We start from the raw sequence: 14,370 nt of genomic DNA, 5'->3' as shown, positions 1-14,370 counted from the left end.
GGGCGGCGGCCGATTCCTTTCGCGCGCATCGGGGTACCGGATCTGCCATGAGAGTTGGCGTGGTGGACGTGGGGTCGAACACGGTGCGGCTCGTGGTCGCGGACGCGGACGGGCAGGTGCCGCTGCCCGTCCACACGGTGAAGCGCCGGCTGCGGCTCGCCGAGGATGTGGAACGCGACGGGCGGCTCGGCGACGAACCCGTACAGAGGCTGGCCGACGCGGTGCGGGACGTACGGGCGCAGGCGCGGCGGTGGGGAGTGGCGGAGCCGTTCGCCTTCGCCACGTCGATCGTGCGCGACGCCCCGAACCGGGCGGAGGTGCTCGACGCCGTGGAGGCCGGGACGGGGCTGCGGCTGCGCACCCTGACCGGTGAGGCCGAGGCGGAGCTGACGTTCCTCGCCGCCCGGCGGTGGATGGGCTGGCGCGCCGGACCGCTGGTGCTCTTCGACATCGGCGGCGGCACGTTCGAGGTGGCCTTCGGCCGCAGCCGCCTGCCCGACTACGCGGCGTCGTTGCCGCTGGGCGCGGGCCGCCTCACGCGGGACTTCTTCGACGGGCAGGACCCGCCGCGCGAGCGGGACATCAAGGCCGTGCGCCGCCAGGTCCGCCACCAGCTGCGGGACGTGGCCGCGCGGATCCGCTGGGAGATGCCGCACACCGCCGTCGCCACCTCGCGTACGTTCCAGCAGCTCGCCCGGTTGTGCGGCGCCGCCCCGGGGCGCTATGGCCCCTTCGTCCAGCGGGAGCTGGGCCGCGCCGAACTGGGCGCGGCGCTCAAGGAACTCGCGCGGCTGCCCGCCGACCGGCGGGCGCAGCTGCCGGGGATCTCGGCCGCGCGGGCGGGACAGTGCCTGGCCGGCGCGGTGGTGGCCCACACGGCGATGAAGCTGACCGGCATCGAAGTGATGACGGTCAGCCCGTGGGCGCTGCGTGAGGGCATCCTGCTGCGCTACATCGAGGACGGCGACGCGGCCTGGTGGACCAGGGAGGAAGCGAACGCCGCCGACGGCGACGGCGAGGGTACGCGCGACGACGCCACGCCGCTGCGGCTGGCCGCCTCGCCTCAGGCCTGATGGATGCCCGGCCAGCTGTCCGGATCGGCGCGGCTGATGTCGGCGAGGGCGGACGACGGGTCCTGGGAGAGCGCCAGATCGCCGAGGCTCACCATTCCCACCGGGTGGCCGTCCTCGACGACGGGCAGCCTGCGGACGGCGTGGTCGCGCATCAGACCGACCGCGTCCGACACGGCGTCGTCCGGCGCCACCACGACGGGGTTGGGCGTGCACACGGCCTGCGCGCTGACGGTGAGCGGATCGGCCCCGTCGGCCACGGCGCGCAACGCGATGTCCCGGTCGGTGAGCACACCGACGACCTGACCGTCCGTGGCGACGAGCACGTCACCGATGTCCTGGGCGCGCATGAGCTGCGCCGCTTCGACGAGAGAAGCGTCGGGGCGTACCGCCACGACGCCCGGCGTCATGACGTCCCTTACGAAAACAGCCATGGCTGAGCCCTTCCTGCATGCGTTCGTCGGACATTCGTCGGGGTGACTTCGCCCGCAGTACCCCTGTGCCACAGGGCTATGCCTCGCCGCTGCCCGCCCGGCCTACCCACGGCGGCCCCCGCCCCTCTTGTCCGAACCGGGCAGGAACTCCTGCATCTTCGCCTTCAGCCCCTGCTTCACCATCGACGACCGGTCCGCGTCGCCCTTGAGTACCGCCTCCGCCGTCGCCTCCATCTGCTCCCACGTCGCGTGCGGCGGGATCGGCGGCACCGCCGGGTCGGTGCGGAAGTCGAGGACCACCGGCCCCTCCGCCTCAAGACCGGCCCGCCAGGCCGCCTCGACGTCCTCGGGGCGCTCCACCCGGATCCCGGCCAGCCCGATGGAGCGCGCGAACTCCGCGTACGGCACGTCGGGCAGCTGCTGCGACGGCAGGAAGGACGGGGCGCCCGCCATGGCCCGCATCTCCCATGTGACCTGGTTGAGGTCCTCGTTGTTCCACACGGCGACGATCAGCCGCGGATCGTCCCAGCGGTGGCGGTACTTGGCGGCGGTGATCAGCTCCGCCATGCCGTTCATCTGCATCGCGCCGTCGCCCACCAGGGCGATGACGGGACGGTTGGGATGGGCGAACTTCGCGCCGATCGCGTACGGCACACCGCACCCCATCGTGGCGAGCGTGCCCGACAGCGAGGCGCGCATGTCGCCGCGCATCGTCAGGTGGCGCGCGTACCAGTTCGCCACCGAGCCCGAGTCGGACGTGATGATCGCGTTGTCGGGGAGCAGCGGATCCAGGGCGCGCGCCACGTACTCCGGGTTGACGGGGTCCGCGGACTGCTCGGCCCTGCGCTCCATCACCCCGTTCCAGCGCCTGACGCCCGCGCAGACCTCCTCCTGCCACTCGCGGCTTACGGCACGGCGGTCCTTGTCGATCAGCGGGATCAGCTCGCGCAGCGTCGCCCGCGCGTCACCGACGAGATTCACCTCGTACGGATAGCGCATCCCGACCATGTGCGGATCGATGTCGATCTGCACGGCGCGCGCCGAGCCGAACTCCGGCAGGAACTGCGCGTAGGGGAAGCTCGACCCGATCGTCAGGAGCGTGTCGCAGTCGCGCATCAGCTCGTACGAGGGGCGGGTGCCGAGCAGGCCGATCGAGCCGGTGACGTAGGGCAGCTCGTCGCTCAGCGCGTCCTTGCCGAGCAGCGCCTTCGCGACGCCCGCGCCGAGCAGCTCCGCGATCTCCTCGACCTCGGCGCGCGCGCCCGCCGCGCCCTGGCCGATCAGGATCGCCGCCTTGTCCCCGGCGTTGAGCACCTCCGCGGCCCGCTCCAGGGCCGTGGGCGAGGGCATCGCCGTCCAGCCGCTGCGGTCCAGGCTGGAGGGGACCATCTTGAACTCGTGCGACGGGGGCGAGTAGTCGAGTTCCTGAACGTCACCGGGGATGATCACGGCGGTCGGGCAGCGGCGCGCGTACGCGGTGCGGATCGCGCGGTCGAGGACGTTCGGCAGCTGCTCGGGCACCGTCACCGTCTCGACGAAGTCGGACGCCACGTCCTTGAACAGCGTGTGCAGATCGACCTCCTGCTGGTACGAGCCGCCCATCGCGCTGCGGTGCGTCTGGCCGACGAGGGCGAGCACCGGCACATGGTCGAGCTTCGCGTCGTACAGCCCGTTGAGGAGATGGATGGCGCCAGGACCCGACGTCGCCGCGCACACACCGAGGCGCTTGCCGAACTTGGCGTACCCGACGGCTTCGAACGCCGACATCTCCTCGTGCCGCGACTGCACGAACCGCGGCCGGTCCTCGGCCCTGCCCCACGCGGCGAGCAGGCCGTTGATGCCGTCACCGGGGTAGCCGAATACCTGCTCCACCCCCCAGGCGCGCAGCCTCTCCAGGATGTGGTCGGCGACCTTGACGCTCATGACGTAACCCTCCGGACGGGTCGGGGTGGGAGCGGTCACCCCCGGGTGTCCGGCGGGACCCGTAGGAAACCTACGGCGCGATGGGGGGCGTTTGGCCCCTCACACGCGGGGCAGGCGAAGAAACAGTGCTTCGGACCGGAGGCACGTCCGTGGGAGCTGTCGCATCGCTCGCCCCGGGTGTGTTTCCGTCGTGGCCCGACGCCAGCGCACTCCCACGGTGACCGTCCATCCCCAGGCACCTCAAGGGAGTTGCGACGCACCATGCGTTCCCACACGAACACGCGTCCCCAGACGAGCACCGCAGTAACACCCGGCAGCACAGCAGTACAGGCGAGGAGTGCCACCGCGGTACCGCCCAGGAGCACCGCGGCGCCGGCCAGGAGCAAGCGTCACTCGCACGACGACGCACCGGACACCGCCGAGGCCTTCGCCCGCCTCGTCGAGCTGGACGAGGGCCCCGAGCGCGACGCCCTGCGCCAGGAGATCGTCCAGGCCTGGCTGCCCATGGCCCAGCGCCTCGCCGGCCGCTTCCGCAACCGCGGTGAATCCCTCGACGACCTGCGCCAGGTCGCCGCCCTCGGCCTGGTCAAGGCCGTCGACCGCTACGATCCGCGGCGCGGCACCGCCTTCGAGAGCTACGCCGTACCGACCGTCACCGGCGAGATCAAGCGGCACTTCCGCGACCACATGTGGACCCTGCACGTGCCGCGCCGCGTCCAGGACCTGCGCAACCGCGTGCGGTTCGCCCGCCAGGACCTCTCCCAGACGGTCTCCGGGCGCGCCCCCACCATCGCCGAGATCGCCGAGCACGCGCACATGAGCGTGGAGGACGCGAAGACCGGTCTGGAAGCGCTCGACAGCTTCACCGCGCTCTCCCTGGACGCCGAACTCCCCGGCAGCGAGGACGGCTACTCGCTCAGCGACGCCCTTGGCGGCGCCGACCCCGCCCTCGACGTCGTCGTCGACCGCGAGGCCGTCAAGCCCCGCATCGCACAGCTGCCCGAGCGGGAACGGACCATCCTCTACATGCGGTTCTTCGGCGACATGACGCAGAGCCGCATCGCCGACGAGATGGGCATCTCCCAGATGCACGTCTCACGGCTGATCAGCCGCTGCTGCGACCGGCTGCGCGACCAGGTCATGCGGGACGCCGCCTAACCCGCGGCCCGCCCGGGCGCGGCGTCGCCGCGCCGCAGGGCGAGCGCCAAGTGCCGGGACAGCACGTCGACCGCCCGTGCCTCGGCCATCGAGAAGGCGAGGCGGGCTCCGCACCGGAAGAGCGTGAGGACGCCCTCCACGGGGCCGTCCGTGCGGTCGGCCAACGGCACGCACAGCAGGGACGTGACCTCGGCGCGCACCAGCACGTGCGCGCCGGTCGTGTCCCGGCCGAAGGCGTCCGGGTCCTCCGGGCGCACCTGCAGCGACGCCGCCCCGCCGCGCGCCGCCTCGACGACGAGGGGGCACGCGGCGGGGTCCTGCGCCAGCACGTCGGCGGTCGCCGCGTCGGGCGGCCCGAACACGGCGACGCGCCGCGGCCGCACGCTCCCGGCTCCGGCTCCAGCTCCGCTCCCGGCTCCAGCTCCGGCCCCGGCCCGCTCTCCGGCTCCGGCCCCGGCCCGCTCTCCGGCTCCGGCCCCGGCCCGGTCTCCAGCTCCGGCTCCGGCTCCGGCCCGGTCTCCAGCTCCGGCTCCGGCTCCGGCCCCGTCTCCAGCTCCGGCTCCGATTCCGGCCCGGTCTCCAGCTCCAGCTCCCGTTCCGGCCCGGTCTCCGGCTCCGACCCGCTCTCTGGGCCCGGTCCCGGCTCCAGCTCCGGTCCTGGCTTTGGTCCCGGCTCCGGTCCCGGCTCCAGCTCCGGCTCCGGTCCCGGCTCCAGCTCCGGCCCCGGCCCGGTCTCCAGCTCCGGCTCCCGTTCCGGCCCGGTCTCCAGCTCCGGCTCCGGTTCCGGCCTGCTCTCCGGCTCCAGCTCGGGCCCCGGCCCGGTCTCCAGCTCCAGCGCCAGCTCCCGTTCCGGCCCGGTTTCCGGTTCCGGTTCCGGCCGGGTCTCCCGCTCCCGCTCCGGCTCCGGCTCCGGCTCCGGCTCCGGCCCGGTCTCCGGTCCCAGCTCCGGCCCGGTCTTCGGCCCCGGCTCCGGGCCGGTCTCCCGCCCCCGCCCCCGCCCCCGCCCCGGTCCCGGTCCCGGCCCCGGTCCCGGTCCCGGCCCCGGTCCCGGCTCCGGCGACGCTCCAGTCGTCGGCGACGACCCAGTCGGCGAACCGTCCGTGCAGCACCGCGGCGGCCCGCTCGAGGATGGCCTTACGGTCCCCGGTGGGCGCCGTGAGCAGCGCCGTCGTCATCGCGTCCGCCAGGTCGAGCTGGGCCGCGTGCCGGGTCGCCTCGCCGAGGTCGGGCGCGGGGCCCGGCGGGCTCGGCGGCTGCTGCGCGCGGGTCATCGAGGGCTGCAGCACGACGAGGACCGCCGTGCGCGGCTCGGCGCCGGGGCGCAGCGCGGTGAGCGTCGCTCGGACCGGGGTGCCGGGGCTCTGCTGGAGGTGGACGACGAGGCTGCGGTCACCTTCGCCCCGGGCGACCGCGGCGGTCTGCGAACGGAACGCGACCCGGTCCGCGTGCACCAGGAACCCGGTCAGCGGCCGCCCCGCCGCGAACCCCGCGCGGATCCCCGTCAGGACCGCCCCCGCGACGTTCATCCGCCGGACCACGGTCTCCCTGTCGATCAGCGCCACCGGCAGGGGCAGCCGCTGGAAGATGGCCCGCAGCAGCCGCTGCTCGTCCCGGTCCGGTGCCGCGCCGCCCAACTGACCATCGGCGCTGAGACGTTCGTACGTGGGCCACAACTGGTCGGCCACGTGGTCCAGTTCGAAGATCGCCGCGTCGAGCACCGTACCGAGGTCGTCCCTCGGGACGGAACGCGCCGACTTCAACTCGGCGACGCGGCGCACAAAATCCGCGAGCTCTTCACCGAACTCCTCCGTTTGAGACATGTGCTGAACCTAACCGCTGAGCCAGTTTTCCGGAGGGCCAGGGGGGAAGCCGAAGAGAAGAGGAGGAACACCCCATGGCGCCCTTGCCGGACCCGGACCTGCTCCGACCGGAATCAGCTCTCCCCGGACGCAGGCTCTCCGAGCTCGCCGAACAGGCCGTGCGCTGCACCCCCGCGTGCTGCGGCGCGAGCACCACGGTCTCCGACGGCGGCGACGAACACCCCGCCGCCGTCACCCACCCCGACCTGGCCGGGCTCGTCTCGGTGCAGCTGCGCTCGGGGGAAGGGCCGATCCCCGCCGCCGAGGAGCAAGGCGCACCGGTCGACTCCGGGGACCTGCTGCGGGACGGGCGATGGCCCGAGTACCGCGCGATGGCCCTCGACTCAGGCGTGCGTTCCAGCGTCACGCTGCCCTTCCAGCGCGCGGGCCTCACGGTCACCCTGACCCTGTTCAGCTTCCGCCCCGGCGCGCTCGACGACGCGCGGCACGGCCCCGCGCGGGCCCTCGGCGACCTCGCCACGGCGAGCTTCGTGCGCGACCGGCACTACCGCGCCGCGCTGAGCGAACTCGACCAGATGGGCACGGCGCTGCGCACACGGCCCGTCGTGGACCGGGCCTGCGGGATCGTCATGCACGTCCTGGACTGCGAGGCGGACGCCGCGTTCACGGTGCTGCGGCGGATCTCCCAGACGACGAACCGCAAACTCGCGGATGTCGCGGCGGCACTGGTGGAGACGAAGGGGCGTGGCCTGGAACGCGAACTGGTCTCCCTGGCGCGCTGACCCTCCTGTCCCTCCAGGGAGGGCGCGGCGGCACAGGCCCGTAACGGTCACCACCGACCGGTACGGGCCTGTGCCGCCGCGCGTCGACGCGCGCGGCAGCAAGACTCACCCGGGCGGGGCCCCGAGCGGGCGGGCGGGGGAGCAGCGCGTTGTGATGGACACGTACGGCCACGGCGACGGCGACGGCCACGGCCACGGCCACGTAGGGACACGTACGGCTGCGGCCAGGCAGGGACACGTACGGCCATGTTCTGGGTACACACCCGTCCGACGGGGCAGGACACAGTCACGTGAGTGCACGGAGGTACGCATGAGGCGGACGACGGGCTCTGAGGGCCGCGGCCCCGTCCGGTACGGCCCGCCCCCGCCGGAGCCGGGCCTCCCGGTCCTGCCCGAACTGGCGTCCGCCGCCGCCTCGGCCGCCGCCCGCCCCCACGGCGAACCCCCCGGCGGCGGCCCCGCGCTCCTGGAAGCCGCGAGCGGCTACTGGTCCCGCCGCGGACTGCCCGTCGAGCGAGGCCACGTCGTCGCCGCCCCCGGCGCCCCGCCCCTGCTGCTCGCCCTCACCGCGGCCGTCGGCGGCGACGTCCTGCTGCCGCGCCCCTGCCCCGCCTGCTGGGCGCCCCAGGCGAGGCTGCTCGGCCGCGGGGTCTACCACGTACCGACGCCCGCCGAGTGCGGCGGCGTCCCCGACCCGTACGCCCTTCTGGAGACCGTCCGCCGGGTCCGCGCCGAGGGCGGCGTGCCCCGGCTGCTCGTACTCGGCGTCGCCGACGACCCGACCGCCACCGTGCCGCCGCCCGAAGTGCTGCACGAGGCCGTCGAGGCGGCCGCCGGCGAGGGCCTGCACGTGGTCAGCGACGAGACCTGGCGCGACACGCTGCACCGCCCGCGCGACACGGTCCTGATCGGCCCCGCCGAGATGGACCACGAGCGGGTGACCGTCGTCTGCGACCTCGCCGGGCCCTTTCTGCCCCCGGCGCTGCCCGCAGCCGTCGCCCGCTTCCCCGCCACGGCCGAGGGCGCCGTCCTGCGCGCCCGCACCCTCGACGTCCTCACCGCGCTCGGCGCGCACCTGGCGGGCCCGGCCGCCGCGGCGGCGACGTACGCACTCGGTGAACCGGACGAGATCACCGCACGCCTGACCGCCGCTGTCCGCCTGCACGCGCGCGTGGCCGCCGCCGCGCAGCGCGCCGTCCTCGCCGCGGGCGCCCTGGTCCGGCCCCCGCAGGCGGGCCGCCACCTCTACGCCGACCTCGGCCCCCTGCGGGCCGCGCTCGCCGCGCGCGGCGTCGGCGACGCGCAGGACCTGGAGGACTTCCTCACGGCACGGCTCGGCATGCCCGCACCCGGCGGCCACCGCTTCGGCGACGACATCGACGCCCTGCGCGTACGACTCTCCACGGGCCCACTCCTGGGCTCGACCCCCACGGAACGCATGGCGTCCCTCGGCGCACCGGATCCCCTGGAATTGCCGCACGTGGCACGGGCGTTGAGCATATTGGGATCGACCTTCGACGATCTCCGCGCGGAAGCACAGCGAATGGAGCCTCCTCGGTGACCCGGCAGGCGCGACGGCAGACGCAGGAGCAGCTGCCCGGAACCGGGCAGGGGGAGCGGGCGTATGAGGAGGCTGCGCGGCAGGAGCGGACGTACGAGACCCGGCGGCGGGAGCAGGTGTACGAGGATGCCCCACGGCAGCCACAACCACTACGACCACCTCGACGCCCCGACCCTGCGCAGGCTCCCCAGGGACACCCCGGTCCTCGTGCCCGCCGGGCTCGGCCGCTGGTTCGCCCGGCGCCGCTTCACCCGCGTCAGGGAACTCGACTGGTGGGAGCGCGCGGAACTGCGCGGAGTGCGGTTCGACTTCGTACCCGCCCACCACTGGTCGAAGCGGAGCCTGACCGACACCTGCCGGACACTGTGGGGCGGCTGGGTCCTGACGGACGCCCAAGGGCAGCGCGTCTACTTCGGGGGCGACACCGGCTACGGCCGCTGGTTCGAACGGATCGGCGACCGACCCCGGCATCGACGTCGCGCTCCTGCCCATCGGCGCGTACGACCCGCGGTGGTGGCTCAGCGACGTCCACTGCGACCCGGAGGAGGCGGTCAGGGCGGCGGGCGACGTGGGCGCGCGACGGATGGCCCCCATGCACTGGGGCACGTTCCTGCTCTCCGCCGAGCCGGTCCTCGAACCCCTCACCAGAGTGCGTACGGCCTGGGAGAAGGCGGGGCGGCCCCGGGAGGACCTGTGGGACCTGCCGGTGGGCGCGTCGCGCGTACTGGACTGAGCCCCGGCCCGGCCCCGCCTCTAGGCCGGCGCCCGCCGCACCCTGCGCCACACGGTCGGCACCGCGCTGACCAGCACCGTCAGCGCGACCGCCACCGCGACGCCCTCCCACGGCTCCTTGAACAGCGAGCCGCCGAGAATACCGATCAGCTGATACGTCACCGCCCACGCCAGACACGCCGGCACATCCCCGCGCGCGAACCGGCGCAACGGCATCCTCGCCATCAGACACGCCAGCATCACCGGAATCCGCCCCGCCGGAACGAGCCGGGACAGCACGAGGACCATGACGCCGTGGTCCCTCAACTTCGCCTGCGCCTGCGCGATCCGCTCCTCCGGCGCCCGGTCGCGCAGCGCCTCCAGCCAGCGCGAACCGTTCTTCGACCGCATGCCGCGCTGCCCCAGCCAGTACAGGGCGACGTCACCGAGGAACGCCGCGGACGCCGCGACACCGAAGACGACGAGCAGCGAGAACGGCGCCGTCTGATGCAGCGCCACCACCGCCGCCGAACTGACCAGCGCGCCCGTCGGCACCACCGGCACCAGCGCGCCGATCACCACCAGCAGGAACAACGACGGATAACCGACCGCCTGCTGCGTACTCTCCGGCGGCACCTGGGCCGCCGCGGCGAGGATCACCTGGCCACCTCCGGACGCACGCTCTCGCCGTGCGCGAGCCGGTGCACCGCCACCTTGGGAGCGACCCGTGCCGCCTGGCGCACGAACTCGTGCCCCGGCGCGTGGAACTCGTGGGGGCGCACCGCGTCCATGCCGATCGGCCAGTACGTTCCGTAGTGCACCGGGATCGCGCTGCGCGGCGAGATCCGGGCGAGCGCCTCGGCGGCGCGGCCCGCGTCCAGATGCCCGTGCCCCAGGTAGGGGCCCCAGCCGCCGACCGGCAGGAGCGCCACGTCGACGTCCCCGACCTCCGCGGCCATCGAGTCGAAGAGCCCGGTGTCGCCCGCGAAGTACGTGCGCGCCTCACCGCTCACCACATAGCCGAGGGCGGGGGAGCGGTGCGGGCCCATGGGCAGACGACGCCCGTCGTGCAGCGCGGGCACCACGCGTACGACGAGATCACCGACCCGGATTTCGTCGCCCGGCCCCACCTCGGTGAAGCGGAGGTGGGGCAGCCTGCGGGCCAGGCCGGGCACCGAGCGCGCCGCGCCGCGCGGCACCAGCGCGCGGGTGCCCGGCGCGAGCCGGGCGAGGGAGGGGACGTGCAGATGATCGGCGTGCAGATGCGAGACCAGCACGGCGTCGGCGACCGCCGCGCCCGGCGTCGGCAGCGCGCCCCTGCGGCGCCGCAGGTGCGCCAGGCGCCGGGCGAAAAGGGGGTCGGTCAGTACGCGGACGCCCGAGTCCTCGACCGTGCAAGTGGCATGGCCCCACCATGTGACCTCGACGGGCACCCGGTTCCTCCTCCGTACGACTGTCTACGAGCGTACGGCCAGGAGTAGGGTCAGCGGCCGGGACCGAGATGAGGGGAACGCCATGGCAGATGCCGCGGATGCCGCCGGCACCGCCGCCGCAGCCGTGGTGCGTGCGGCGGCGATCGCCAGCCTCATGCCTCTGGAGGAACTGGACGCCGACCCCTTCCTCGTCGACTCGCGCAGCCAGCACGCGATGTGCGCGCGGTGGGCCGCCGACCAGGGGTACGTGGTCACGCGGCAGCTGCTCGTACGAGGGTTGCGCGCGGACCACGTCGTGCTGTGGGGGGATGTCGAGGCGGGCCTCGTGGACCTCTTCGTCGTGCCGAGCCGCCGGGTCCTGGAGCGGGCGCTGAGCAGCCCCGAGGAGTTCACGGCGGAGTGCGCGAGGCGCGGGGTGCGGGTGGAGACGGCGGGGCTCGCGGAGCCGGCGTACGACTCGCGCATGAAGGCGCGGGTGCATCGCCGTCTCTCCATGCCGACGGCGGGCTACGACGGCCGCTAGCCCCGACGCCTCCGGCGCCCGCTCCCCTCCCTCCCCGCCACCAGCGCCCCCGGCGCCCCCAGCAGCGCCCCACCACTGCCCCCGCCGCTCCGCGGCGTCTCTCCCACCCACCCACCCGTTACCCCGCGCCACGATGCGCTGCCGTCCCCGGGCCCGCACGGCACCCTCCGACTGCCCCCGCCGCTCCGCGGCGTCTCTCCCACCACCCACCCGTTACCCCGCGCCACAACTGCTGCCGTCCCCGGGCCCGCGCCCCCGGCACCCCTCCAGCAGCGCCCCACCACTGCCCCCGCCCGCTCCGCGGCGTCTCTCCCACCCACCCACCCGTTACCCCGCGCCACAACCTGCTGCCGTCCCCGGGCCCGCGCCCCCGGCACCCCTCCAGCAGCGCCTCACCACTGCCCCCGCCCGCTCCGCGGCGTCTCTCCCACCCACCCACCCGCCCCCCGCGACGCGAACCACTGCCGCCCCAGCCCCCACCGCCCCACGGCGACCCTGCAATGCGGGGTGAACGGGTGGGTGGGTGGGAGAGGGGGGCGCCGGGGAGCGGCGGTGTGGGGCAGCCCAGGCACGGGCACCGCCGGGAGGCGCCGGTGATCCCGGGGGCGTCGAACCGGGCCTGGCCGGTTGTGTCACGCTGGTGTCCGGTTCGGGACGAAAAACGGGGAAGGGCTGGGCGTGGGGAGAGCGCGATGGCGGAGGGTCGGCAGCGCGCTGTGGCGCGTGGTGGCCGTATGGGCCGTCAGCACACTGACGATGCTCGTACTCGCCGGCCTCCTCCCCGACTTCAAGCTCCAGTCCGACGACGGCGACAGCGCCACCCGCATCGCGATCACCGCCGCCCTCGGCGCCGGCGCCTTCGGACTGCTCTCCGCACTGGTGTGGCCGCTGCTGGTCCGCGCGCTGCTGCTCGTGCCCGCCCTCGTACTCGGACTCCTCGCCTTCTTCCTCAACGGGTCGCTCCTGCTGCTCGCCCTGAGCCTCATCCCGGAGGACCGCGGCGAAGCCGGCGCGGAGACCGCCGTCGTCGTGGCCGCCGTGATGTCCGCCGTCGCCTCCGCCGCGGGCGGCGCCCTCGCCGTGCGGGACGACGACGCGTACCGCCGGCGCCTGTACCGCCTGGCCGACCGCCGCAGGCGCCGCGGCACCCAGCAGCGGCCGGGCCCCATCGCGCCCGGCACCGTCTTCATCCAGCTCGACGGCGTCGGCCATGACGTCCTCAAGTCGGCAGTCGGGAAGGGGCTCATGCCCACCGTCGCCCAGTGGCTCGGGCACCAAGGGCACCAAGGGCACCAAGGGCACCAAGGGCAACACGGAGAACAGGAGGAACACGGGCCAGTCGGAGGACCCGCAGAACCCGGAGGCCCCAGAGGACCCGGCAACGTGCAAGGCGGCGCCCCCACCCACCGCCTCACCCCCTGGCGCACCGACTGGTCCAGCCAGACCGGCGCCAGCCAGCTCGGCATCCTGCACGGCTCCAACCACGACGTGCCCGCCTTCCGGTGGTACGAGAAGGACACCGGGGAGGTCATGGTCAGCAACCGCCCCGCCTCCGCCGTCGAGCTGCAGCGCCGCGCCGTCCGGCGCACCGGCGACGGCGGTCTCCTCACCTTCGACGGCGCCAGCCGCGGCAACCTCTTCAGCGGGGGCGCCGAGCAGCTCGCGCTCGTTCTCTCCGTGGCCGCCAGGAGAGGGAAGAAGAACCGGTCGCGCGCCGGGTACTTCGCCTACTTCTCCGACCCCGCCAACGCCGTCCGCACCGCCCTGTCCTTCGTGGCGGAGGTCTTCAGGGAGGTCGGCGAGTCCACGCGCGCCCGCGTCGAGCGGCGCCGCCCGAGGGTGAGCCGGGGCGGGCTCTACCCGTTCATCCGCGCCTTCGCGACCGTCGTGGAACGCGACGTGGTGGTCGCCGCCGTCATCGGGGACATGCTCGCCGGGCGCAGCGCGGTCTACGCCGACCTCGTCGCGTACGACGAGGTGGCGCACCACTCGGGGCCGACCGGCCGCGACGTGGAGAAGGTGCTCAGGCGCCTGGACCGGTCGCTCGCGCTGCTCGCCAAGGTCGCCGAACACGCGCCGCGCGCCTACCGCATCGTGCTGCTCTCCGACCACGGGCAGAGCCCGGGCGAGACCTTCCGCGCCCGCTACGGCCTGACCCTCGGCGACCTCGTCAGGGCCGGCTGCGGGCTCCCCGTGCCGCGCCGGGCGCAGCGCACGCACAGCGGCGCCGAGGCCCGCGCCGCGGTACGGGCGGCGCTGCACCGGCCGGTCGAGGAGGGCGCCGACGAGCGCCGCCCGGCCCGCCGCGCGGAGCCGATCGTGCTGGCCTCCGGAAATCTCGGGCTCGTCTCGTTCCCGGACGTACGGCACCGCATGACCCGCGAGGAGATCGACCGCCGCCACCCGGCGCTGCTCCCCACCCTCGCCAACCATCCGGGCGTCGGCTTCCTCCTCGTACGCAGTGCGGAACGCGGTCCGCTGGTGCTCGGGGCGCGCGGCGCCGAGGTGTATCTGGACGAGGATCCGGCCGAGCTGGGGCCGCTCGCGGAGTTCGGGCCCGGCGCGGTGGACGCCGTGCGGCGCACCGACGGCTTTCCGCACGCCGCCGACATCATGGTCAACTCCTGGCACGACCCGGAGGAGGGCGAGGTCCTCGCCTTCGAGGAGCAGATCGGCTCGCACGGCGGGCTCGGCGGCGCGCAGGCCCGCCCCTTCCTCCTGTCGCCGCTCGCGCTCTCCGCCCCGGTGGCGGACGGCGAGGAGCTGGTCGGCGCCGAACAGGTCCACCGCGTCCTGCGGCGCTGGCTGGCCGAGGCCTTGGGACCTGAGGTCCCGGTGACCGTCCCGGTGACCGTCGCGGAGGCATTCGTTCCGGTGAATGATCCCCTGTCCAAAGGTCCCGCCGGCACAGCTTTTGCGGCCCTCGACCAGGCCGCGCAGGACAAAACACGCTGA

11 protein-coding genes and 1 pseudogene are annotated in these 14,370 nt (G+C 74.4%); 7 read left to right on the top strand and 5 right to left on the bottom strand.

Going from position 1 to position 14,370, the window contains the following annotated elements; all coding sequences use genetic code 11:
- The first annotated feature begins 47 nt into the window (after positions 1-47).
- Positions 48-1,073 carry a Ppx/GppA phosphatase family protein gene (locus tag ACWDZ7_RS13545; protein WP_451796841.1) on the top strand — a complete coding sequence of 342 codons (1,026 nt, stop codon included), beginning with the start codon at positions 48-50 and terminating at the stop codon, positions 1,071-1,073.
- Here ACWDZ7_RS13545 and ACWDZ7_RS13540 read toward each other — a convergent pair.
- Together ACWDZ7_RS13540 and ACWDZ7_RS13535 are read right to left on the bottom strand one after the other, a co-directional pair.
- Complete coding sequence (locus ACWDZ7_RS13540; protein ID WP_451514235.1) at positions 1,064-1,504, bottom strand: CBS domain-containing protein; 441 nt, start codon at positions 1,502-1,504, stop codon at positions 1,064-1,066. The two genes, ACWDZ7_RS13545 and ACWDZ7_RS13540, sit on opposite strands and share 10 nt — an antisense overlap.
- Positions 1,505-1,606: 102 nt before the next feature.
- Positions 1,607-3,427 (bottom strand): thiamine pyrophosphate-requiring protein, encoded by a 1,821-nt coding sequence (locus ACWDZ7_RS13535; protein WP_451796840.1) that lies wholly within the window; start codon positions 3,425-3,427, stop codon positions 1,607-1,609.
- A 261-nt stretch (positions 3,428-3,688) separates the two neighbouring features.
- Here ACWDZ7_RS13535 and ACWDZ7_RS13530 point away from each other — a divergent pair, with 261 nt between their 5' ends.
- The gene (locus ACWDZ7_RS13530; RefSeq protein WP_451796839.1) at positions 3,689-4,585 is read left to right on the top strand and encodes an RNA polymerase sigma factor SigF; all 897 of its coding nucleotides are present in this window, start codon (positions 3,689-3,691) and stop codon (positions 4,583-4,585) included.
- On the opposite strand, the gene ACWDZ7_RS13525 is transcribed toward ACWDZ7_RS13530, so the two are convergent.
- The gene (locus tag ACWDZ7_RS13525) at positions 4,582-6,405 is read right to left on the bottom strand and encodes a PAS domain-containing protein (protein ID WP_451796838.1); all 1,824 of its coding nucleotides are present in this window, start codon (positions 6,403-6,405) and stop codon (positions 4,582-4,584) included. The genes ACWDZ7_RS13530 and ACWDZ7_RS13525 overlap by 4 nt on opposite strands.
- A 74-nt stretch (positions 6,406-6,479) precedes the next feature.
- On the opposite strand from ACWDZ7_RS13525, the gene ACWDZ7_RS13520 reads away from it, so the two are divergent.
- The 3 genes and pseudogenes from ACWDZ7_RS13520 to ACWDZ7_RS13510 all read left to right on the top strand — a co-directional run.
- Positions 6,480-7,187, top strand: coding sequence for an ANTAR domain-containing response regulator (locus ACWDZ7_RS13520; protein ID WP_451796837.1), 708 nt, complete (start codon positions 6,480-6,482; stop codon positions 7,185-7,187).
- 310 nt (positions 7,188-7,497) lie between these two features.
- On the top strand, positions 7,498-8,748 hold the full coding sequence (locus ACWDZ7_RS13515) for an aminotransferase class I/II-fold pyridoxal phosphate-dependent enzyme (RefSeq protein WP_451796836.1): 1,251 nt from the start codon (positions 7,498-7,500) through the stop codon (positions 8,746-8,748).
- A gap of 138 nt (positions 8,749-8,886) precedes the next feature.
- Positions 8,887-9,481: pseudogene (locus ACWDZ7_RS13510) on the top strand (MBL fold metallo-hydrolase); the annotation flags it as partial.
- Positions 9,482-9,501: 20 nt separating this feature from the next.
- Here the strand turns inward: ACWDZ7_RS13510 and ACWDZ7_RS13505 are convergent.
- Positions 9,502-10,119, bottom strand: a complete 618-nt coding sequence (locus ACWDZ7_RS13505) for a DedA family protein (protein ID WP_451796835.1) — start codon at positions 10,117-10,119, stop codon at positions 9,502-9,504.
- Positions 10,116-10,892, bottom strand: a complete 777-nt coding sequence (locus ACWDZ7_RS13500) for an MBL fold metallo-hydrolase (protein WP_451796834.1) — start codon at positions 10,890-10,892, stop codon at positions 10,116-10,118. Before ACWDZ7_RS13500 ends, ACWDZ7_RS13505 begins: the two co-directional genes overlap by 4 nt.
- 82 nt (positions 10,893-10,974) lie before the next feature.
- Between ACWDZ7_RS13500 and ACWDZ7_RS13495 the strand changes: the two genes are divergently transcribed.
- Positions 10,975-11,415 carry a hypothetical protein gene (locus ACWDZ7_RS13495; RefSeq protein ID WP_451796833.1) on the top strand — a complete coding sequence of 147 codons (441 nt, stop codon included), beginning with the start codon at positions 10,975-10,977 and terminating at the stop codon, positions 11,413-11,415.
- A gap of 678 nt (positions 11,416-12,093) precedes the next feature.
- Positions 12,094-14,370 carry a phage holin family protein gene (locus ACWDZ7_RS13490; protein ID WP_451796832.1) on the top strand — a complete coding sequence of 759 codons (2,277 nt, stop codon included), beginning with the start codon at positions 12,094-12,096 and terminating at the stop codon, positions 14,368-14,370.

It is taken from the genome of Streptomyces sp. NPDC003032, assembly GCF_053591415.1.
This window is presented reverse-complemented; position numbering and strand designations above follow the sequence as displayed.

Excerpts from the sequence above, each read along its gene's own strand:
- ACWDZ7_RS13495 (WP_451796833.1), top strand. The coding sequence starts at position 10,975 with ATGGCAGATGCCGCGGATGCCGCCGGCACCGCCGCCGCAGCCGTGGTG.
- ACWDZ7_RS13530 (WP_451796839.1), top strand. The coding sequence starts at position 3,689 with ATGCGTTCCCACACGAACACGCGTCCCCAGACGAGCACCGCAGTAACA.
- ACWDZ7_RS13515 (WP_451796836.1), top strand. The coding sequence starts at position 7,498 with ATGAGGCGGACGACGGGCTCTGAGGGCCGCGGCCCCGTCCGGTACGGC.
- ACWDZ7_RS13540 (WP_451514235.1), bottom strand. The coding sequence starts at position 1,504 with ATGGCTGTTTTCGTAAGGGACGTCATGACGCCGGGCGTCGTGGCGGTA.
- ACWDZ7_RS13535 (WP_451796840.1), bottom strand. The coding sequence starts at position 3,427 with ATGAGCGTCAAGGTCGCCGACCACATCCTGGAGAGGCTGCGCGCCTGG.
- ACWDZ7_RS13545 (WP_451796841.1), top strand. The coding sequence starts at position 48 with ATGAGAGTTGGCGTGGTGGACGTGGGGTCGAACACGGTGCGGCTCGTG.
- ACWDZ7_RS13525 (WP_451796838.1), bottom strand. The coding sequence starts at position 6,405 with ATGTCTCAAACGGAGGAGTTCGGTGAAGAGCTCGCGGATTTTGTGCGC.
- ACWDZ7_RS13520 (WP_451796837.1), top strand. The coding sequence starts at position 6,480 with ATGGCGCCCTTGCCGGACCCGGACCTGCTCCGACCGGAATCAGCTCTC.